Annotated in this window: 21 protein-coding genes; 18 read left to right on the forward strand and 3 right to left on the reverse strand. The window is 44.9% G+C overall.

What is annotated here, in order from left to right:
- The first annotated feature begins 164 nt into the window (after positions 1 to 164).
- The 10 genes from MHB85_RS09355 (at position 165) to MHB85_RS09400 (ending at position 9,734) form a co-directional block, all read left to right on the forward strand.
- Positions 165 to 626 (forward strand): Dps family protein, encoded by a 462-nt coding sequence (locus tag MHB85_RS09355; RefSeq protein WP_017689542.1) that lies wholly within the window; start codon positions 165 to 167, stop codon positions 624 to 626.
- A gap of 124 nt (positions 627 to 750) precedes the next feature.
- The gene (locus MHB85_RS09360) at positions 751 to 1,326 is read left to right on the forward strand and encodes a DUF1802 family protein (protein ID WP_017689541.1); all 576 of its coding nucleotides are present in this window, start codon (positions 751 to 753) and stop codon (positions 1,324 to 1,326) included.
- 368 nt (positions 1,327 to 1,694) lie between these two features.
- Positions 1,695 to 2,477, forward strand: coding sequence for a Fe-S cluster assembly ATPase SufC (sufC, locus tag MHB85_RS09365; RefSeq protein WP_036609931.1), 783 nt, complete (start codon positions 1,695 to 1,697; stop codon positions 2,475 to 2,477).
- 25 nt (positions 2,478 to 2,502) lie between these two features.
- The gene (gene sufD / locus MHB85_RS09370; RefSeq protein WP_091032628.1) at positions 2,503 to 3,807 is read left to right on the forward strand and encodes a Fe-S cluster assembly protein SufD; all 1,305 of its coding nucleotides are present in this window, start codon (positions 2,503 to 2,505) and stop codon (positions 3,805 to 3,807) included.
- On the forward strand, positions 3,804 to 5,024 hold the full coding sequence (locus MHB85_RS09375; RefSeq protein WP_091014616.1) for a cysteine desulfurase: 1,221 nt from the start codon (positions 3,804 to 3,806) through the stop codon (positions 5,022 to 5,024). The genes sufD and MHB85_RS09375 overlap by 4 nt, the downstream gene beginning before the upstream one ends.
- On the forward strand, positions 5,014 to 5,445 hold the full coding sequence (gene sufU, locus MHB85_RS09380) for a Fe-S cluster assembly sulfur transfer protein SufU (protein WP_017689537.1): 432 nt from the start codon (positions 5,014 to 5,016) through the stop codon (positions 5,443 to 5,445). Before MHB85_RS09375 ends, sufU begins: the two co-directional genes overlap by 11 nt.
- 20 nt (positions 5,446 to 5,465) lie before the next feature.
- Complete coding sequence (gene sufB, locus MHB85_RS09385; RefSeq protein WP_036669904.1) at positions 5,466 to 6,863, forward strand: Fe-S cluster assembly protein SufB; 1,398 nt, start codon at positions 5,466 to 5,468, stop codon at positions 6,861 to 6,863.
- A gap of 299 nt (positions 6,864 to 7,162) precedes the next feature.
- Positions 7,163 to 8,515 (forward strand): jacalin-like lectin, encoded by a 1,353-nt coding sequence (locus tag MHB85_RS09390; protein ID WP_341072803.1) that lies wholly within the window; start codon positions 7,163 to 7,165, stop codon positions 8,513 to 8,515.
- A gap of 208 nt (positions 8,516 to 8,723) precedes the next feature.
- A complete protein-coding gene (locus tag MHB85_RS09395; protein WP_341072805.1) occupies positions 8,724 to 9,443 on the forward strand; it encodes a M23 family metallopeptidase in 720 nt (239 codons plus the stop codon).
- Positions 9,444 to 9,593: 150 nt separating this feature from the next.
- Positions 9,594 to 9,734, forward strand: coding sequence for a hypothetical protein (locus MHB85_RS09400; protein WP_017689533.1), 141 nt, complete (start codon positions 9,594 to 9,596; stop codon positions 9,732 to 9,734).
- Positions 9,735 to 9,866: 132 nt separating this feature from the next.
- On the opposite strand, the gene MHB85_RS09405 is transcribed toward MHB85_RS09400, so the two are convergent.
- Together MHB85_RS09405 and MHB85_RS09410 are read right to left on the reverse strand one after the other, a co-directional pair.
- A complete protein-coding gene (locus MHB85_RS09405; protein WP_091014614.1) occupies positions 9,867 to 10,916 on the reverse strand; it encodes an HD-GYP domain-containing protein in 1,050 nt (349 codons plus the stop codon).
- A gap of 123 nt (positions 10,917 to 11,039) precedes the next feature.
- Entirely contained in the window at positions 11,040 to 11,786 is a 747-nt protein-coding gene (locus MHB85_RS09410; RefSeq protein ID WP_341072807.1) for a molybdenum cofactor biosynthesis protein, read from the reverse strand.
- A 120-nt stretch (positions 11,787 to 11,906) separates the two neighbouring features.
- Here MHB85_RS09410 and MHB85_RS09415 point away from each other — a divergent pair, with 120 nt between their 5' ends.
- The 8 genes from MHB85_RS09415 (at position 11,907) to MHB85_RS09450 (ending at position 19,131) form a co-directional block, all read left to right on the forward strand.
- Entirely contained in the window at positions 11,907 to 13,337 is a 1,431-nt protein-coding gene (locus MHB85_RS09415) for a bifunctional metallophosphatase/5'-nucleotidase (protein WP_341072810.1), read from the forward strand.
- Positions 13,338 to 13,410: 73 nt separating this feature from the next.
- Entirely contained in the window at positions 13,411 to 14,532 is a 1,122-nt protein-coding gene (locus MHB85_RS09420) for an HD domain-containing phosphohydrolase (RefSeq protein WP_192134750.1), read from the forward strand.
- 220 nt (positions 14,533 to 14,752) lie between these two features.
- Positions 14,753 to 15,889, forward strand: a complete 1,137-nt coding sequence (yfkAB, locus tag MHB85_RS09425) for a radical SAM/CxCxxxxC motif protein YfkAB (RefSeq protein WP_091014610.1) — start codon at positions 14,753 to 14,755, stop codon at positions 15,887 to 15,889.
- Between the two features lie 46 nt (positions 15,890 to 15,935).
- Positions 15,936 to 17,288, forward strand: a complete 1,353-nt coding sequence (locus MHB85_RS09430; protein ID WP_192134752.1) for a hemolysin family protein — start codon at positions 15,936 to 15,938, stop codon at positions 17,286 to 17,288.
- 171 nt (positions 17,289 to 17,459) lie between these two features.
- A complete protein-coding gene (locus MHB85_RS09435) occupies positions 17,460 to 17,699 on the forward strand; it encodes a spore coat associated protein CotJA (protein WP_091014608.1) in 240 nt (79 codons plus the stop codon).
- Positions 17,689 to 17,964, forward strand: a complete 276-nt coding sequence (locus MHB85_RS09440) for a spore coat protein CotJB (RefSeq protein WP_091014607.1) — start codon at positions 17,689 to 17,691, stop codon at positions 17,962 to 17,964. The genes MHB85_RS09435 and MHB85_RS09440 overlap by 11 nt, the downstream gene beginning before the upstream one ends.
- Before the next feature lie 94 nt (positions 17,965 to 18,058).
- A complete protein-coding gene (locus tag MHB85_RS09445) occupies positions 18,059 to 18,628 on the forward strand; it encodes a manganese catalase family protein (RefSeq protein ID WP_091014606.1) in 570 nt (189 codons plus the stop codon).
- Positions 18,629 to 18,822: 194 nt separating this feature from the next.
- Positions 18,823 to 19,131: a hypothetical protein gene (locus MHB85_RS09450; protein WP_105598047.1), complete on the forward strand. Its 309-nt coding sequence runs from the start codon at positions 18,823 to 18,825 to the stop codon at positions 19,129 to 19,131.
- 161 nt (positions 19,132 to 19,292) lie between these two features.
- Here the strand turns inward: MHB85_RS09450 and MHB85_RS09455 are convergent, their stop codons facing one another.
- Positions 19,293 to 20,354 (reverse strand): YrpD family protein, encoded by a 1,062-nt coding sequence (locus tag MHB85_RS09455; RefSeq protein WP_192134754.1) that lies wholly within the window; start codon positions 20,352 to 20,354, stop codon positions 19,293 to 19,295.
- Between the last annotated feature and the right edge of the window lie 171 nt (positions 20,355 to 20,525).

The following is a 20,525-nucleotide window of genomic DNA, read 5'->3' on the forward strand; positions in this document are numbered from 1 at the left end:
CGGTTCAAGGGTAAAAACAAATAGGCCGGACGGTTGAGAGAAACGCCGTTAACAAGCCTCTTCACTACATGTGGTGACACATTATTAACTCTCTGTTATGCATTGCGGGACAACCTGCTTACCACGGCATGACAGACTAATTTTAAATAAAGGATGGGATTAATATGGCTACAAAAAACAAAACAGATCAAGCAAAATCGGTGGAACAAGTACTTAATCGTCAGGTAGCTAATCTGAACGTATTGTATGTTAAAATCCATAACTATCACTGGTACGTTAAGGGACCTAACTTCTTCACGTTGCATGTGAAATTCGAAGAGTTCTACAACGAAGTTACAGTACAAATGGATGAAATCGCAGAGCGTATCCTTACGCTGAAAGGTAGCCCAGCGGCTACAATGAAAGAGTATCTGGAGCTTTCCTCTATCCAAGAAGCAGCAGGTGGAGAAGACGCAAAAACAATGGTTCAAAACCTGATCGAGGACTTCGCTACACTTTCGAATGAATATCAGGAAGGTATCGAAGTTGCAGATGCAGCTGAAGATCAACCGACATCCGATATGCTGACAGGTTTCAAGGCTGACCTTGAGAAACACATGTGGATGCTTCGCTCTTTCCTGGGTTAATATAGCCAAGATTTTGCCTAATACAAATGGTCTCTTACGTAAGCTTTCTGAGCCCGGATCATGTTGTCAGAAACGCACTGAGCGTCTATACTGCTGACAAGAACGATAGGGGAGGGAACCGCTTATGTTAGAACCAACGATACCGGCTTTAAAAGAATGGGCATCTGCAATCAAAGCACTGGAAACGGGTCGCCAGATTATGGTGATGCGCAAAGGTGGTATTGTAGAGGAAACCCGACATTTTGAGCTGAAAAGTCCGGCGTTTTACCTGTATCCGACTTATGAACATCAGCGTAAAGAACTGATTAAGTCCTCGGATCAATCCTATGTTGAAGAATCACTGGCCGAATGGGTGCCCGAAGCTTCGACAATCCGTATTACTGCATATGCCGAAGTAACGCAGGATCTGGAGATACGAGATCAGGAGATGCTGGATCGACTTCTTGACTTTCATATGTGGACAGCGGATTTTGCCGAAGACCGTTTGAAATGGAAACGCAAAGATCCGCTCCATGTATTGATTTTACGTGTGTACCTTTTGAAAGAACCGATGGAAATCCCCGTACTGCCTGAATATAATGGTTGCCGTTCATGGATTTCTATTCCGAATGGTCCGGTGCCGCGCGAAATGACGCCGGTGGTGGACGTTGCGGATTTTGACGAACAGGTACAGAAGATTAACGAGATGCTCAAATTGTAAATGGTTAACAGAGGGACTTGTCCATAATTTGGATAAGTCCTTTTTTTAGATTAGTATACAGCAGAGGACATAAAAGCTTGAATTGCCGTGATTTTTCTCACTGTACATTTCTGCGCAAGATGTTTTCTGATTTGATTCAATTTGTCTTTTAATATAGAATCAGAAAGAATAATGTTTCCTGTAAGGACCAACGTTCTTAGGAAATGACTTGATTATCATTGAGAATCAGTTTAGAATTATTCTAAAGTGTTCTTGCTTTGAAGATTCGAGTACAAGAGAAATTCAGGGGAAGCCCTGTTCAGATATAATAGGCGCTTTTTCGTTTTCGACAACAACATCAATTTAATCAATGGAGGGAAACAATACACATGGCTACGAATTTCGTCATTGAAGGTCTGAAAGCGACGATCGAAGGTAAGGAAATCCTGAAAGGCATCAACCTGGAAATGAAAGGTGGAGAAATCCACGCAATCATGGGACCAAACGGAACAGGTAAATCCACTCTGGCTTCTGCCTTGATGGGTCACCCTAAATATGAAGTAACAGACGGTAAAATTACGCTTGATGGTGAAGATGTATTGGATATGGCTGTAGATGAGCGCGCACGTGCAGGTCTCTTCCTGGCTATGCAATACCCAAGTGAAATTGCAGGTGTTACGAACTCCGACTTCTTGCGTAGTGCAATTAACGCACGTCGTGGCGAAGGTAACGAGATCTCCCTGATCAAGTTCATTCGTCAAATGGAAGGTAAAATGAAAGAACTCGACATGAACCCTGAGTTCGCTCACCGTTACCTGAATGAAGGTTTCTCCGGTGGTGAGAAAAAACGTAACGAGATTCTGCAAATGATGCTGCTTGATCCGAAAATCGTAGTACTTGATGAAATTGACTCCGGTCTGGACATCGATGCTTTGAAAATCGTGGCTGACGGTGTGAACGCTATGAAGAGCGAAGACCGTGGCTTCCTGATCATCACTCACTATCAACGTCTGTTGAACTACATTACGCCTGACTATGTTCACGTAATGATGCAAGGTCGTATCGTGAAATCCGGCGGACCTGAATTGGCTCACCGTCTGGAAGCGGAAGGGTATGACTGGGTAAAGGCAGAGCTGGGAATTACAGACGAAACTGTAGGCCAAGAAGCGTAAAGACAAAACGGAGGAGGATTAATTAATGACTACACAAACAATTCTTCCGGTTGAATCTGAAGCGCTTCGCGCCTTGTCGGAAAGCAACAATGAACCCGGCTGGTTGACCGAACAGCGGCTCGAAGCTTTAAAGCTTGCGAGCGGGCTTGCGCTTCCTAAACTGGAAAAACAAAAAATTGAACGCTGGAATGTCAGCGAGTACGGAACATATAAAACAAGTGAAGCTATTTCTTCTTTGACAGAAGTACCTGCTTCTATCAAAGATCTAGTTCAGGATCAAGCTGAAGGCAGTCTGGTTATCCAGCGCAATTCCGGTACGGTATACTCCAAGGTGTCTGCTGATCTGGCAGCAAAAGGAGTCATCTTCACGGATCTGGCTACAGCGGTTCGCGAACACGGCGATTTGGTAAAACCATATCTGAACACAGCGGTGAAAGCGGATGAGCATTCTCTCGCTGCATTGCATGCGGCACTTTGGAATGGCGGGGTCTTCCTGTATGTTCCGAAAAATGTCGAAATCGAAGTACCACTGCAAGCAGTGTTGCTTACAGATGACGCATCGGCAACGTTTGCACCTCACGTGCTTGTGGTTGCAGAAGCAAACAGTTCAGTAACTTATGTTGATAACTATGTATCTGGCGAATTGTCCGCACCTGTTTTCCATAATGGTGTTGTGGAAGTATTCGCAAAATCTGGTGCTAAAGTACGTTTCGCATCGGTTCATCAACTGAGTGTAAATGTAACGGATGTTTCATTCCGTCGTGCAGTGTTGGAGAATGATGCTTCCATCGAGTGGATTGTAGGCGAAATGAATAATGGCGACACAGCCAGCAACACGATGACTGTGCTTAAAGGTAATGGATCAAGTTCTGATTCCAAAGTCATCGCTGTAGGTTCCGGTTCGCAGAAAATCAACTACACCACAGAAGCTCGTCACTTCGGCAAGAATACACCAAGTCAGATGATTACACGTGCAGTTATGCGTGAAGAAGCTTCTGCAATCATTAACGGAATCACGAAGATTGAGAAAGGCGCTACCAAAGCCGATGGACAGCAGACAGAGAAAGTGTTGATGCTGAGCCCTAAAGCACGTGGAGATGCGAACCCAATCCTCCTTATTGATGAAGATGATGTAACAGCAGGTCACGCGGCTTCTGTTGGTCAAGTCAATGCCGAGCAGATTCATTACTTGATGTCGCGCGGAATTAACCGTACGGATGCCGAACGCCTGATCATCTATGGCTTCCTGGCTCCGGTGGTGGCGGATATTCCTCTGGAAGCACTGCGCACCCAATTGCAGTCCCTGATTGAGAAGAAGCTGGGACAATGAACCCGTCCATTCGCGAGCAGTTCCCGATCCTCCACCAGGAAATCAACGGACACCCGCTCGTATATTTAGATAGTGCTGCAACTTCACAAAAGCCTCGTGCTGTGATTGAAGCGGTTAAACATTATTATGAGTATGAGAATTCCAACGTACATCGTGGTGTTCATACCCTTGGAAGCCGTGCAACGGACGCTTACGAAGGCGCACGTGAGAAGGTAGCCAAGTTTATCAATGCACGTAGTACACAAGAGATTATCTTTACCCGCGGGACAACGACAGCCCTGAATCTGGTGGCTTCATCATACGCCCGCGCCAATTGCAAAGAAGGCGATGAAATTGTTATCACGCAAATGGAGCACCATAGTAATCTGATTCCTTGGCAGCAAGTTGCCAAGGAGACAGGTGCAACATTGAAATACATTCCGCTTCAGCCTGACGGTCATATTGAATTGGCTGATGTCGAGAAGACGATTACGAACAATACTAAAATTGTAGCAATCGCTTATGTATCCAATGTTATGGGTCTGATCCATCCTGTGAAACAAATTGCTGAAATTGCACACCGCAATGGTGCTGTCATCGTTGTTGATGGCGCACAAAGCACACCTCACATGAAGGTGGACGTTCAGGATCTGGACTGTGATTTTTATGCATTATCCGGTCATAAAATGTGCGGACCAACCGGAATCGGTGCACTCTACGGCAAAAAGGCGCTGCTGGAGTCCATGGAACCCATTGAGTTCGGTGGTGAAATGATTGATGATGTGGGTCTGTACGAATCCAACTGGAAAGAGCTTCCCTGGAAGTTCGAAGGCGGAACCCCGATTATCGCAGGTGCGGTAGGGTTGGGAGCTGCCATTGATTTTCTGGAGCAGATTGGTATGGATGAGATCGCACATCATGAGAGTGTGCTGGCAGCTTATGCAACAGAACGTCTGTCGGAAATTGATGGGTTAACGATCTATGGCCCAGCCAAGCGGCATGTGGGTGTTGTTACCTTTAACCTGGGTGATGTTCATCCGCATGATGTGGCAACCGTACTGGATGCGAGTGGCGTAGCTATTCGTGCCGGACACCATTGCTGTCAACCGCTAATGCGCTGGCTTGAAGTTAGCTCAACAGCTCGTGCCAGCTTCTATCTATACAATAACGAACAAGATGTAGATCGGCTTGTCAGCGCCTTAATCCAGACAAAGGAGTATTTTGGCGATGCAACTTGATGATCTGTACAGACGTGTTATAATGGACCACTACAAAAACCCGCGTAACCGCGGAACATTTGATAATGACGCTGTCACGGTGAATTTGAACAATCCAACGTGCGGCGACCGGATTTCACTGCAAATTTTGCTGAAAGACGGAATCGTCCAGGAAGCCAAATATACGGGTGAAGGCTGCTCCATCAGCATGTCGTCTGCATCGATGATGACAGAGGCCGTCAAAGGCAAAACGATGGAACAGGCACTCGATATCGCTAACCGTTTTTCCTCACTGATGAAAGGTGAAGAAGTCGATTTCGACGATTATGAAGATCTCGAAGCCCTATCCGGTGTGAACAAGTTCCCTGCACGCATCAAATGTGCCACTCTGGCCTGGAATGCATTACGCAAAGGGATTGACGAAGAGAACAAAGTACAATAACGATAGGGAGGTAGAGCAAGATGGCTAAAAAAGCACCAGAAATGGAAGAATACAAATATGGTTTTCGCGACGAGCACAAATCCATCTTTCAAACCGGTAAAGGTCTGACTGCAGAAGTGGTTACCGAGATTTCCAAGATTAAGAACGAACCGGAATGGATGTTGGAATTCCGTTTGAAATCCCTGAAACAATTCGAAAAGATGCCAATGCCGAAATGGGGCGGAGATCTCGACGGATTGGATTTCAATGAAATTCAGTATTATGTGCGTGCTTCGGAGAAACAAGGTAAAACATGGGAGGAAGTTCCTTCTGAAATCAAGGAAACTTTTGATAAATTAGGTATCCCTGAAGCAGAGCAAAAGTTCCTTGCGGGTGTATCGGCTCAGTATGAGTCCGAGGTTGTATACCACAACATGCAAAAGGAATTGGAAGACCAAGGTGTAATCTTCATGGATACCGACACGGCTCTCAGAGAGCATCCGGAAATCCTGCGTGAATATTTTGCAACAGTTATTCCACCAGCAGATAACAAATTTGCTGCATTGAATAGTGCGGTTTGGTCCGGAGGAAGCTTTATCTACGTGCCTAAAGGCGTTAAATGTGAAGTGCCTCTGCAAGCCTACTTCCGGATTAACTCCGAGAATATGGGACAATTTGAGCGTACACTCATCATTGCGGACGAAGACAGCTTCGTTCACTATGTAGAGGGCTGTACAGCTCCAATCTACAGCACGAACTCACTGCACAGTGCGGTTGTTGAGATCATCTGTAAGAAAAATGCTCGTGTTCGTTACACAACCATTCAAAACTGGGCACCAAACATCTACAACCTCGTTACGAAACGTGCGGTTGCAGAAGAAAATGCAACGATGGAATGGGTCGATGGTAACATCGGTTCCAAACTGACGATGAAATATCCAGCGGTTGTACTGAAAGGCCGTGGAGCTAAAGGTTCCGTACTTTCCATCGCTGTAGCTGGTAAAAACCAGCATCAGGATGCAGGTGCGAAAATGATCCACTTGGCTCCGGATACAACATCTACGATTGTATCCAAGTCCATCAGTAAACATGGTGGTAAAGTAACGTACCGTGGTTTGGCTTCCTTTGGACGTCAAGCTGAGGGCGCGAAATCCAACATCAAGTGTGATACACTCATTCTCGATAATGAGTCCACATCGGATACAATTCCTTACAATGAAATCATGAATGATAACATCATGCTGGAGCATGAAGCTACAGTCTCCAAAGTGTCTGAGGATCAACTCTTCTACCTGATGAGCCGTGGTCTGACTGATGCAGAAGCAACACAGATGATTATCATGGGCTTCATTGAGCCATTCACGAAGGAATTGCCAATGGAATACGCCGTTGAGATGAATAGATTGATCAAGTTCGAAATGGAAGGCTCTATTGGTTAATCCAATGCAGCGCCTTTCGAAGCCGTAAAGCTAAACCTAGCTGCTGATGTTAAGCGGTAGATATAGTTTCATGTGATCAAATACCCTCTAGAGCAGACTTTTTAAAAAGTCTCTCTAGGGGGTATTTTTATTCAAAATAATCTGGGGATAACAGCGATCAGAAGGTTATTCTGTCATCGGAGTGGCAAGCGGAAATATTCTTTAGTTCAAATTGTATATTTACAAATGAATAGACCAGCGTTATTCTCCCATTAATGAATATTACATATATTTGAATTGATTAAAATATAAGGGGGTATATGATACGAAGAAGTATAGTTAAAAAAGGAGCAGCCTTGGTATTGTCTTCTGTTGTTGCCTTAACGAGCTCTCCGTTATTTTTATCAACGGCGAGTGCTGCAGAAGGTGGATCGGTATCGGGTTCATTCAAGGTACTTAGTTACAATGTAGGTGGCCTTCCGGACCTAGTATCCAGCTCCAACCCCAAGGAGTACACCGTTCAGATTTCCCCAAAATTAAATGACTATGACATCATTAATGTGCAAGAGGATTTTAATTATCATAATGAGCTGATATCCCAAGTCACTCTGCCGTATTTGACGACAACAAGCGGAATTGCGGGTTTTGGTAGTGGGTTGAACAGTCTGTCCCAATATCCATTCCGTGACTTGAAACGTATTACCTGGGATAAGCGATCTGGTCTTTTTGACAATGGAAGTGATGAATTGACTCCAAAAGGATTTACAGCAGCTACATATGAGATCACACCTCAGGTGAAAGTGGACGTGTACAACTTGCATGCGGACGCAGGTAGCGATGATAAATCGCTTGAGGCCAGACGAGATAATATCAGACAACTCTCCAATTACATAAAGGAGCACTCGGACGGGAACGCTGTTATCGTATTCGGGGATACCAATACACGGTACACCCGTGCGGCTGACAATATAGAGTTGCTCATGTCTGAGAATGGTTTAAGAGATCCGTGGATCGATTTGATTCGAGGTGGGAGTATTCCCGCTGATGGAGACGCCCTTATGGATGCAAGCAATTTAAATGGACCCAACTATGAGATAGTGGACAAAATTTTGTATCGCGGGAGTAAAGCGTTGTCCCTTAATGCACAGAGCTATCGCCTAGAAAATCAAACGTTTGTTGACCCGAGTGGAAAGCAACTCTCCGATCATTATCCGATTACAGCGGAATTTGTGTACAGCACATCTTCTCAGTACCAACTAAGTTCAACAATCGGAGGATCTGGAGGAACTGGGTTTAATGATCTGAATCAGATTCCCGATGCCAGACCTAGCTCAGTAGTGCTTAATTCAGGCAACCGTGTAGACGGCATTTCAACGCTGTACAGGGATGGAACGAATCTGGCACATGGTGGTCAATCCAACATTGCCACACTGAACTTGGCAGACGGAGAGTACTTAACCGAGGCAACAATTGGTCAGGGGACACGTAATGGAGATAAACGGATCTTTTACGTGGAGTTGTCCACCAATCTTGGGAATAAAGTTGAAGGCGGACAAAAGACCTCGGATCAAATCAAACTTGAGGCACCAGCAGGGTGGTATATAGCCGGATTTTATGGAAGAGCAGGACAGGAATTGGATCAGCTGGGGGTCATCTACAGACCTCTGAATTAGGAGTGTGTAGTGGTGGAAATAAAACATAGTATATGTAACTGATAGAGGAATCATATTAGCATAGCGCGCCGCTTGGGATATACGTTGGAGAGACCATTTGGTTTCCCTAATAATATTCTGAGCGGTATTTTTGTGGAATAAAATAAGACCATTAGCACAAGCCATTTCATAGATTTTAGCATTTAATGATAGAAAAGGATGTGAGTGTATGAGCGTGAACCCTTTCGAGGGATATCGGATTACAAGTTCATTCGGCTATCGAATTCATCCTATTCATGGTGGACAGACATTTCACCGCGGAATTGATCTCGTGACAGAGCCTTGGAATGGCCCCGTCTATGCCTTTATGGAAGGTAGGGTACGTTTTGCTTCCGAAGGAGTTACAGGCTCCGGATTCGGCGGTTACGGGCTTACAGTTGCCCTTCAAGATCATCGTGGCTACTTGCATTGTTATGCTCACCTTTCGCGGATTGCTGTAATCGTTGGGCAGCGTGTGGAGCGAGGGCAGCTTATCGGTAATCAGGGAAGCACGGGTCAGAGTACCGGCCCGCATGTACATTATGAGATTCGTAAAACAAGTGCACCATCTTACGGTTATACAGCCAGCGAAGATGGTGTGACGGAACCGGGTGCATATCTACAGGCCGAATACGGAACTGCATCTCAGGAACAGGAGGCTCCGCCGATGACCAATGAGCAGAAGAAAGTGTTTGAAGCCATGCGGAAAACGCTGGAGATTCAAGGGCAATGGATTCAGCAACAGGAGCAACTTTCCAATATGGATTGTCCCGCATGGGCGCAGCAAGCATTTGATTATTATCGACCGTTTATTATGAATGACAAAGGCAGTTATGAATTTTGGAGATTACTGGTTATCATGTACCGCAAGGAAAAAGGCATCCAGGTTCATTCGGAGTCCGACATATAGATCTCTGCAAAGAACAGGGAATAACAAAAGGCTAACCCACTCAGGTAGATGCAGACAGACAACCATTTATCGATTGTTGCCTGTTCGCCCGGTTCATTCTACCGGAAACGTCATATGTTAGGGTATACCTGATGAAGAGGAGGCAATCACATGAGCGAAGTAGGATATGGCTGTGGTGGCAACGTAGGCGGAGTAGGCGGCGTTGGCGGATACAATATGTTCACAAACACTGGTGCAATCTTGGTACTGTTCATTCTGTTGGTTATCATCACAAAAGCATTCTGCGTGTAATCCAACATGATCGAATCGGAATAGACAAAAGGGAAGCCGATTATGGCTTCCCTTTTGTCATATGCCAACCTGTGAGTTGGTTATTTCAGTTACTGTGGGGTTCTTCGTATACATGCTGTGTACAATGAACAGTTACTGTACATAAATCTCAACGATAGCAATATCTCTTTCTTTCGCTAAATCGATAAAGGCCGTAGAGGTCTGAACGAGTGGTCGGAAATAATCCGCAGGATTATTCATGACAATGAGTCCCGTCTGACCCGTGGTGAGCAGAACCCTTTTACCGATAAAATTAGGCAGCATGTGCTTGATCAGTTCCTGCGTTGCTTCAGCATTTAACTGACCAAAGCTGAGACTGTACAGCTCACACAGAACAGAAATCAGTTCCTGTTTGGTCTGGTATACCCGATTCGTCGTCATGGCGCTGTAAACGTCTGCTACAGCAGTAATACGGGCATATGGGTGGATTTCGTCTCCTCGCAGTCCATGAGGATAACCACTTCCATCCTCGCGCTCATGATGTTGAAGTGCAACCATTGCCAGAATTTCATCCTGCGTGGATTCTTTAATGATATCGTACCCATAGAATGTGTGTTTCTTCATTTCGTCAAATTCTTCCGTGGTCAATTTACCAGGTTTATGTAAAATCTCAGAAGGAATCTTGGACTTGCCGATATCATGAAGATATCCTGCTTTGGCTACCGTTAGACATTCCTCGGGGTTGTAACCCATCCAGCCGGCGATATAAAAAGCGAGCATCCCGACTTGCAATGAATGGTTGTAGGTATAATCGCTATCCCCGTCCAGCATAAGCAACAAGGAGACAACATCTTTTTGCTTTTCCAACTGTTCTGTTAGGGTAAACAAAATCTCATCGACCTGTGTCTCATCAATAAAACCCTTCTCCATCGCTTGTTGAAATAGAGATTCAGTACCTTTGATCGTATCGTTAAACAAGTTAGTTAACAGACGGGATTGATCGGAAGGTAAGGTTTGTGCATCAGAGTGTAGGTCGGATGTTGTGTGTTCTACATCTGCGTACTCGATTCCATGTTGCAACAGTTTGGATAGGTCATCTTCACTGAGGGTGGAACCTTTCATCAGCATGTGGAGACCCGAACTGTTGTATACATCATTTTTTAACAGGTCACCCGGTTTAAGATCAGTAACATGCACTCTCACGTATAAACCACCTTTTCTCGACTAATATCGACACATATAATTATAATAACAAGAAAAAAATGGGTTGACAACGACTTATTTACTATTAACCCACTCTGCCTAAAAGGTGTAAAGACTCATTATTTAGTTCTCCATGGGGTTCCATGGTCCTAATTGATGTCCCTTCCATTCAGATCCATCTTCCCAAATTTCCTTTTTCCAGATCGGAACGGTCTGTTTGAGTCTCTCTATGGCGTAACGGCTTGCATCATAACAGTCGTTGCGATGAGGCGAGGAAACGGCAATGACTACACTAATCTCTGCCACATCCACTTTGCCAATTCGGTGACTGATTGCACATAACACACCAGGCCAGCGATCCGAGATTTCTACACCAATGGCTGCCATCTGAGAAAGAGCCATCGGCACATAGGCCTCGTATTCAAGATGAACGGTGCGCTGTTCACCGGTCATTTCACGAGTTGTACCTACAAAAGTAAGAGCTGCGCCGTGATTCGGGGTAATCACTAGCGCCGTTGTTGCTTCCACGGACAAAGTGGATTCTGTAATTAGAAATAAGCCATCTCCAGTCCGATGCTCTGGAACCGTAGAGCGAAGCTGTTCATCGGATATATCCGTACCATCACCTCCAGAGACGGGAGGGATCAACGCAAGTTCATCTTCTGAGCTAAGTATAGTATCGGCAGGAGCATACTGTTGGTTAACTGCCAAAAAGGATGTCCTTATCTGAGAAGCTGCCTCCGGGTAGGCCAGACTCAGTTTTTCTTTTAAATCGGCAGCGGTTGGAATGTCTCCAATGTACTCAAACTCCAGAAGGGATGTATTTAAACGTTCTGCAATGCCTGCAAATAGTTGAATTGTCAATTTCATGGATATGACTCACCTCTTTTTGATCTCTAAACCCTATAAATATATCATAACGACGCGGAAAATGTTATGCTTATCCATTAGAAGAATGAACGTTTATTGAAGAGCAGGGGAGGCGGTGTGATGAGCACCAGGGAGAAGCAAACGTTAACGATTCTGCACACCAACGACATTCATAGCCACTTCGGCTCCATGAGCACCATCGCCGCTATGATCAATGAGGAACGTGACCAAGGTGGCAACTTTCTTGTATTGGATATCGGCGATCATATGGACCGGATGGCCGTTGAGACAGAAGGGACGCTGGGGACGGCTAATGTTGATGTTATTAACCTGACGGGCTACGACGCCATTACAATCGGCAACAACGAAGGACTAACCTTTACGCCAGATCAGCTCTCACAGTCCTACGCTGGACTTCTGTGTCCTGTGGTATGCAGCAATGTTGTGGAGCAAGATACTGGACTTGCGCCAGTGTGGATGAAACCTTCTCTGATTGTGGAGAAAGGTCCATTTCGCGTTGGTCTGCTGGGGGCAACGGCCCCTTTTACCACGTTTTACGAATTGCTCGGGTGGGATGTTCTGGACCCTGTGGAGTCATTAAGAGCTCAAGTGGAAGCATTACGTGATGAAGTGGATGTAGTGGTTATTCTTTCACATCTGGGGCTTTCGACGGATCGGAGACTGGCAGAGCAGATTACTGGAATTGATGTTATTCTCGGTGGACATACCCATCATGTTCTCGAAGAACCCTTAGTCATTGGTCAGACCGTGCTGGGCGCAGCCGGGAAATTTGGTCAATGGCTTGGGAAAGTGGTTCTGGAACGAACAAGTGTGGGAGAACCTCTCCAACTGGTAAGTAGCGGTTGTATGGCTGCCAAGAGTATATTACTGGATGATCAGGTCGCGCTGGCAATCGCTACGAATCGTACGGAGGCTGAAAGGACACTCAATCAGACGGCAGTGATAACGGATCGGGTGCTGCCCATCACGTATGACCGGGAATCCCCGTTTGCAACCTTGCTTGCACAAGCTGTACGTCATTTCACGGGGGCACAGCTGTCTCTGGTGAATGCAGGTCAGCTTCTCGGAGATCTTCCACAAGGTAATATTACAAAAGGAATGTTGCATTCCCTATGTCCATCTCCTATAAATGCTTGTACAATATGCTTGAGTGGAAGTCATATTCGTGAAGCACTTGAGCAGTCCTTGTTGGACGAGTTTTCAGGTAAGCCCATTGTGGGATTTGGTTTTCGTGGTCATATTCTAGGCACGTTATGTATGGACGGAATGGAAGTTCAATACAATCCAGATGCGCCAGCCTATGAGAAGATCCAGGCCATATCCATCAATGGGGAGCCTATGGACGAACAATGTGAGTATATCGTTGGGACACTGGACATGTTTACGTTCAATGTGGGGTATCCCCCTCTTGCTCATGGAACCCGTACGCTCTATCATCTTCCGGAATTCATACGCGATTTGCTGGAAACGGAAATAAAACGACCAGGGGCTCTGGACGACAGCCTGCGAGCCCGCTGGCATCAAAGCTAAATTTAAAGTACTTGCCTTCTGCTGAAGCGGCGGCTAGTGGTAATTACATCTACGGAGCGGGAGAGGATAGGCTGTGCGTTTAGTACATATAAACTTATTGCAGCCTGGCATGAAGCTGGGGAAACGTATTTATAGTGAAGAAGGCCTTGTATTACTTAGTGAAGATGTAGAGCTAACCAATCGATTGATTGGACGCCTTAAGGATCTCGGAGTCGGTTATGTGTATATTAAAGATGCTGCGACAGAGGACATCATCGTTCCTGAAATGTTGCAGGAAGAGACCCGAAGGAAAGCACTGGTCGAGATCAAACAGCAATTTCAGAGCATGTCGGGAATGAAAACGAAGAATCGGATTCCTCATTTCGGTAAAGCGCTTAGTGGTGTGATGAATGCGATTCTGGAGGACATCGGCAGCCAAAAGGAAGCCATGATTATGCTGATGGACATGAACTCCAGTGATTTTGACCTATATAACCATTCTCTGAATGTATGTGTGTACACGCTGGTTCTTGGTGTCGCTTCGGGTTATACACGCCAGCAATTAATGGAGATTGGTCTGGGCGCTTTGTTGCATGATATCGGCAAAACACAGATTGCACCAGAAATTTTGCATAAACCTTCCAGATTGAGTGACGAGGAATTCAAAATCATTCAGCAGCACACTACATATGGACACCGTATTCTCAAAGATGAACCAGGTATACCGCTTCTATCCGCGCATTGTGCATTGCAGCACCATGAACGAATTGATGGCAGTGGATATCCCTTTGGGCTAAAGGATAAAGAGATTCATGAGTATGCCAAATGGATTGCTCTTGCTGATTCGTATGATGCCATGACAACGAATCGAGTCTACAAGCAAGCCTTGCTGCCACATCAGGCCGTAGAGGTGCTGTATACGGGCTCAGGAACGCTTTATGAACAACGAATGCTGGAGAGATTCAGGGATTGTGTAGCGATCTACCCCGTGGGTCTATCGGTCACGCTCAGTACGGGAGAGGTCGGGGTGGTCGCAGCGATTCATCCACGTGTTCCTCAACGTCCACTTATCCGGGTGCTCAAGGATGCCGACGGCCAGACCTTATCTTCGCCCTACGAAATTAACCTGTCTACAGCACTGTCTGTGATGATCACAGGTGTAGAGGGTGTGGAGGATACACCTTCAGCGGCTCAAAGTGAACAGGTGGAAAGCTGAACAACTTGAAAGATGATTAGCGCTCATGTCGTAATATCCGGACCGTTTCGTAACTCGGTCCAGAGTTGCCTGAGCGTTTTTTGTCATGTAATGGACAGGGTCTGCGTATGCCGGAGCATTCAAAATTGTGCTATGATAAAAGATAACTCCAAAAAGAGAAACACAAGGTATGATGTAAATAAAACTTTTTAGGTTAATAAAAGGAATAAGGTGAAGAACAATGACCATGCTAAACTCAGGATCGGTACAACCGATGCCTTTATCGCCAACGAATGATCCATGGGATCCGATCGGCTCTTTGCGTACATATGGACGCCATGTGCTGACCAGTGTAGAAATGACCGTGACACATCTGTGCAATATGAGATGTGAGCATTGTGCCGTGGGAGATATGCTTACGATGCGTGAGGCGCCGGCTCTTCCGCTCCCTCTGATGCTGAAACGGTTGGATGAAGTGGAGCATCTGCAGACGATTAGTCTGACGGGTGGCGAGCCAAGCTTTAGCCAGAAAACAGTGGATGAGATGATTATCCCGCTGCTCAAATATGCCAAGGAACGTGGAATTCGTTCCCAGATCAATTCGAATTTAACGCTGGATATCAGTCGATATGAGCAACTTTTACCTTATCTGGACGTTATGCATATCTCATTCAACTATCTGAATGCTGACGATTTCCATCAAGTTGGATTTGCGAATAGTGGCAGACCTGTGAAACGTGAAGTCGCGGTGAAGATGTATGAGAAAATGATTGAAAATTCACGCAAACTGAGTGAAGCAGGCATGTTTATCTCTGCGGAGTCGATGATTAACTTCCGTACACACGACAAGCTGGATGGTATTCACCAATTGATTCGTGAGATGGGCTGTGTTCGTCATGAAGTGCATCCGATGTATAATTCGAACTTTGCTTCGTCACTGCCCGTGTTATCACTGGATCATATGAGAGCAGCGATTCATCGTTTGCTTGATGTGCGTGACAAAGATATGTGGATGTTATTCGGGACCCTGCCATTCTTCGCGTGCAGTGCAGCAGAGCAGGATCGGGAACTGATCAACCGTTTATACAGCGAACCAAATGTGACGGTACGTAACGATCCGGACGGACGCAACCGCGTTAACGTTAACATGTTCACGGGTAATGTGTATGTGACGGATTTTGCGGATATCCCGGCGTTTGGCAACATTCGTGATCGTAAACTGGATGAAGTGTTCCATGAATGGTCAGCTGAACATCCGTTGAATCAAACGGTCAATTGCCATTGCGATATTGCATCCTGTTGCGGACCAAACCTGCTAGTGGCAGATATGTATTACAAGGGTGTAGATTTCAAATCGAGAAAGGCAATCACACGTTGATATTCCAGGTGTATTCCTGAAATAGATAGAAAAGGGGAGTTTCAACTTGGATATTCATACCGAATTTCATCTTGGACAGCTGGTATTTAATCTGGTCTGTGTCTTTTTGCTCGTATTTTTGAATGGCGTATTTGTTGCAGCGGAATTTTCCCTTGTGAAAGTAAGGCAAACACGTTTAACTCAATTGCAGAGTGAAGGAAACCGTTTGGCTGGTTATGCACTGAAGGTGAATAGTAAACTGGATTCCTATCTATCGGCAACTCAGTTCGGGATTACGCTGACATCGCTTGGACTCGGGTGGCTGGGAGAACCGGCCATCTCCGAATTGCTCGTTGAGCCACTCATGTTTAAACTTGGTGTAGGAGATACAGGGCTTATTTCGACCGTGTCGGTCATTATCGGTTTCTGTATCATTACGTTTCTGCATATTGTGTTGGGTGAGCTTGCACCTAAATCGTTAGCTATTCAAAAAACAGACGGAGTGGCATTGTTTTTATCTGCGCCTTTGCTGTTGTTCTACAAAATCTTCTTCCCGTTCATCTGGGTACTGAATGTATCGGCCAATGCATTGCTGCGTCTGGCGGGTATCGAACCTGCCAGTGAAGGCGAAGCTCACTCGGAAGATGAACTTCGTATTCTGATGAAGCAGAGTGCTAAAAGTGGTGTCATCGATAAAGATGAGATCAAACTGATGGACAATATCTTTGATTTCTCCGATATGTTGGCACGTGAAGTCATGCTGCCACGCACAGACATGGATTGTCTGTACACACATATGTCTTTGGAAGAGAACCTGGAGATCATTAATGCAACCAAACATTCCCGGTATCCCGTAGCAGTAGAAGACAAGGATGAGATCATTGGATTTATACACATCACCGATCTGTTGCTGGCTAAACCGGAGCAACAACATGATCTGGCTTTACTCGTCCGTCCAATCTTAAACGTTCCTGAATCCATGGAAATCAGCCATGTGCTGCGTCTGATGCAGAAGAAACATTCTCAGATGACGCTGGTTGTGGATGAATATGGCGGCACAGCTGGATTGCTGACTGCGGAAGAAATTCTGGAAGAGATCGTTGGAGACTTGTATGACGAGTTTGAGGATGAGCGTCCGCATATGGAACGCAGTGGAGATTCCTTTTCCATTGATGGTCGTTCGCTTATTGAAGAAGTTCATAAGTGGACCGGAGCCATCATTGAGGATGAAGAAGTGGATACCATTGGCGGATGGCTTTTTAAAGAGCTTGGAGGTAGTCCAGCCAAGGGCAAAACTCGGGAGCTGAATGGATACGTCTTTGAAGTGGAAGAGTCTTCTCGTTTGCGGATTACTCGGGTTCGAGTGTTCAAGCAATCTGTTCCTCAAGACATGAATTCGGAAGATCAGTCATCACAATAAATAGACCTCTGAAAGTACCGCCTCTGTGGTGGATTTTCAGAGGTTTTTTTTGATGTGTCAGCTAAAAGGGGATTAACTTACGGAACAGAAACATATGGATATAGAGACGGGAAACAATCGTTTGAAATGTATGTTGCATACAAGTAAACCTTGAGAAAGGAGCGTAGTTCTATGAAAGATCCGCAGCTTCGTGCTTATGTCCCGTTTGTGGGACCGTTTGATCCTTGTCCACCCGTAAAAATTCGAACGTATCTGGTTCCTCCGCAATTATTTATTCCATTTCAACCTATGGGTTGGCCGCAGTACAGCCCGGCAGAAGCCTTAAGAATTGGAACGTTGTGGCCTGCATTATACAGCCCTTATACACCAGCAAGATCGAAAGGGAGGAAGGTGGAATCGGATGGAGCCTGAAGTGCCCAAAGCCTGTGATGCAAGGTATTATGAGCTGTTAGAGGAGCTCCAGGCACTGGACTTTGTATTAGTTGAGCTGAATCTGTATCTGGACACCCATCCGGGGGATTTTCAGAGTATTGAACAGTACAACAAATTCAGTCAGGAGCGCATGAGAGTTGCACATGAATTTCAACAATTGTACGGACCGCTGATGAACTTTGGTCATGCATTCTCCAAATATCCATGGGAATGGTCACAGACACCGTGGCCATGGCAAGTGTGAAACAATCTCCTCGGGTTTCCGTGCAAAATTGCCACGCCGGGGACTCGGGGAATATGCCAGCAAGATTGATTTGATTCAAAAAGGAGGGCTCTGCATGTGGGTGTATGAGAAAAAATTGCAGTATCCTGTTCGGGTTAGCAAATGTGATCCTCATATGGCAAAATTGCTGGCTGAACAATATGGAGGAGCGGATGGTGAGTTGGCAGCAGCTCTGCGGTATTTGAACCAGCGGTATACAATTCCAGACAAGATTATCGGGCTGCTGAACGACATAGGCACGGAGGAGTTTGCTCACCTTGAGATGATTGCCACCATGATCTACAAGTTAACAAAGGACGCGTCAGTGGAGCAACTAGAAGAAGCGGGCCTCGGGCCTAACTATGCTCAGCGCGATTCTGCTTTATTTTACACGAATTCCTCAGGTGTACCTTTTACTGCAGCATACATTGCTTCGAAGGGTGATCCTATTGCGGATTTGTACGAGGATATTGCGGCAGAAGAGAAAGCCCGGGCTACATATCAATGGTTAATCGATCTGACCGATGACGTAGATCTGCAGGATAGTCTGAAGTTTCTGCGGGAACGGGAGATCGTGCATTCCTTACGTTTCCGGGAGGCTGTGGAGATTCTGAAAGACGATCGGGATACGAAGAAAATTTTCTGAATATTTGATATAGAGGCAGAAGTTCAGCAGTCCAGTAGGGCTGCTTTTTTGTATGAAAAGATAATAAAATTAAATAAAAAATTTTTAAGATTAAATTACATATAATAATATAATTTACAAATATTGTTGTTAAATACACTGACATATTATACACTGAAATTGTAGTTAAAAACTCTATTAAGGAGATGATCATTTTGAGACTTAGTAAAGTTCTTATGTTGACTGCATGTTCCTTTATTCTGACCACTTCCATTTCAAGTGGAGGCGTGTCTGCGGCAACTATCCAACCGAATACCAGTACAAGTGTATCAGACGTAGTAACTCCTATGCTTGAAAGTAAACCTTTTACTGTGGTTCATTATTACCCTGTAGGTTTTGGAGTACCAAAATATCTTACGGACTATAAAACGCCAGACGGTTATGTAGGCACCTTGGTGTTGGTTAGTTATCATACGGTGGATGGAATTGTTGCTGCTAGATACGATGGGACCGTTTACAGATAATCAGAAATGGTAGATTAAACTTCGTCTTCAGATTCTTATAACAACGATTTTATAAAAGTTTTAAAAGTAGCAGTTCTCAAGATTGAATAATCTTGAAACTGCTACTTTTTATTCAGAACATCTTTTTTAGTTAAATAAATACTACATCAATTAAATAGATACTACAGTTGTATGCTGACGGTTTCTTCACCAGGGCTTACATAATTAACACTTACTTTATTGGAAGGCACAGAGTGATATCCTCCGGTTTGTCCACTGCCCCAGCTGCTATATATCAGATTGCTTCCTGAATAGTAGCCTACAGTGATATCGTGCCAGCGCACATTTTTAATGGTTGAACCTGTGTTCATATTCTCGGGTTTTTGACCAATGGTGGTCATTCGTTTTACTCTCATCCCTATACCGCTTTTATCCCAGCCACTTACCCCGCTTCTTACAATCGTCGTTGTTAGTTGTTCGCCAGTCGTTGTGATTCCTGATACTGCCAACGTACATTCATTGGGATTAGTCACATAAAATTTCATATAGATGTCCTGATTTGAACGATAGCGAGTATTACTCGGAACCATCGATCCATTTGCTAGCGTCGTGGGGGACCAATTATCAAAGGCTGTGCTGTATTGTAAACCTGCATCTATCCCATTTCCGTTAGATCCCCAACCTCCCAAGTATACATAAGGAACATCTGTCGAAACATTACCTTTTACGTAAGGGGCACCTGGGATGGTTACATACGTACTTAACCAGTTGTATCCATTATTTGAGAAAACTCTTCGATAAGGACCGGAACCTCCGCTTGGATTAGGTACTTCGGCAGCGGGCGAAATTTGTGTGTCATCTTTAACGGCAGATGCTGAAAAATCATTCGTGGGTACTCCAGGACCGACAAGTTCTTTTCCGGATGCACTTTCATAGATATTGTTCTCAACCAGATCATATACTTCTGTCGTCTCTTTAAGTTCCGACTTGTTAGAGTAAATGACACCGTCTTCTGCGACATAGATGACATTTTCTCGATCTTCTTCGTCGAGCCGGGCCATCACGTCAGCAATGACTTCTCGCTCATTTCCTGTGATTGATGAATCGATATTGACTTCGATACTTTTTTTTAGTTCGTTGTTCATGGTGATCGTGTCCATATTACCATCTGCGAATACAAGATTGAATGGAGTTAATAACAAAGCTAAGGATAATAATGAAGTTAGCGATTTTCTTATCTTCAATCTAAAAACTCCTCTCTCAAATGGAATGTGTGTTGAATAACTAGCAATGAATTTTTAACTACGTCGAATGCAGCAACTCAGGATAATGGTAGATCGTACTTGAACATAAACATCTCCTTTTATGGATGTTAATTACTACTAAATAATATCTTTTGTGTAATAATATGTAAG

The sequence above is a fragment of the Paenibacillus sp. FSL K6-4396 genome (genome assembly GCF_038002525.1).
Taxonomy (GTDB): domain Bacteria; phylum Bacillota; class Bacilli; order Paenibacillales; family Paenibacillaceae; genus Paenibacillus; species Paenibacillus amylolyticus_B.

Coding starts and splice junctions, on each gene's coding strand:
- MHB85_RS09435 (WP_091014608.1), top strand. CDS start 17,460: ATGAAAGATCCGCAGCTTCGTGCTTATGTCCCGTTTGTGGGACCGTTT.
- MHB85_RS09400 (WP_017689533.1), top strand. CDS start 9,594: ATGAGCGAAGTAGGATATGGCTGTGGTGGCAACGTAGGCGGAGTAGGC.
- MHB85_RS09415 (WP_341072810.1), top strand. CDS start 11,907: ATGAGCACCAGGGAGAAGCAAACGTTAACGATTCTGCACACCAACGAC.
- sufB (WP_036669904.1), top strand. CDS start 5,466: ATGGCTAAAAAAGCACCAGAAATGGAAGAATACAAATATGGTTTTCGC.
- sufD (WP_091032628.1), top strand. CDS start 2,503: ATGACTACACAAACAATTCTTCCGGTTGAATCTGAAGCGCTTCGCGCC.
- yfkAB (WP_091014610.1), top strand. CDS start 14,753: ATGACCATGCTAAACTCAGGATCGGTACAACCGATGCCTTTATCGCCA.
- MHB85_RS09395 (WP_341072805.1), top strand. CDS start 8,724: ATGAGCGTGAACCCTTTCGAGGGATATCGGATTACAAGTTCATTCGGC.
- sufC (WP_036609931.1), top strand. CDS start 1,695: ATGGCTACGAATTTCGTCATTGAAGGTCTGAAAGCGACGATCGAAGGT.
- MHB85_RS09360 (WP_017689541.1), top strand. CDS start 751: ATGTTAGAACCAACGATACCGGCTTTAAAAGAATGGGCATCTGCAATC.
- MHB85_RS09355 (WP_017689542.1), top strand. CDS start 165: ATGGCTACAAAAAACAAAACAGATCAAGCAAAATCGGTGGAACAAGTA.
- MHB85_RS09375 (WP_091014616.1), top strand. CDS start 3,804: ATGAACCCGTCCATTCGCGAGCAGTTCCCGATCCTCCACCAGGAAATC.
- MHB85_RS09440 (WP_091014607.1), top strand. CDS start 17,689: ATGGAGCCTGAAGTGCCCAAAGCCTGTGATGCAAGGTATTATGAGCTG.
- sufU (WP_017689537.1), top strand. CDS start 5,014: ATGCAACTTGATGATCTGTACAGACGTGTTATAATGGACCACTACAAA.
- MHB85_RS09410 (WP_341072807.1), bottom strand. CDS start 11,786: ATGAAATTGACAATTCAACTATTTGCAGGCATTGCAGAACGTTTAAAT.
- MHB85_RS09390 (WP_341072803.1), top strand. CDS start 7,163: ATGATACGAAGAAGTATAGTTAAAAAAGGAGCAGCCTTGGTATTGTCT.
- MHB85_RS09445 (WP_091014606.1), top strand. CDS start 18,059: ATGTGGGTGTATGAGAAAAAATTGCAGTATCCTGTTCGGGTTAGCAAA.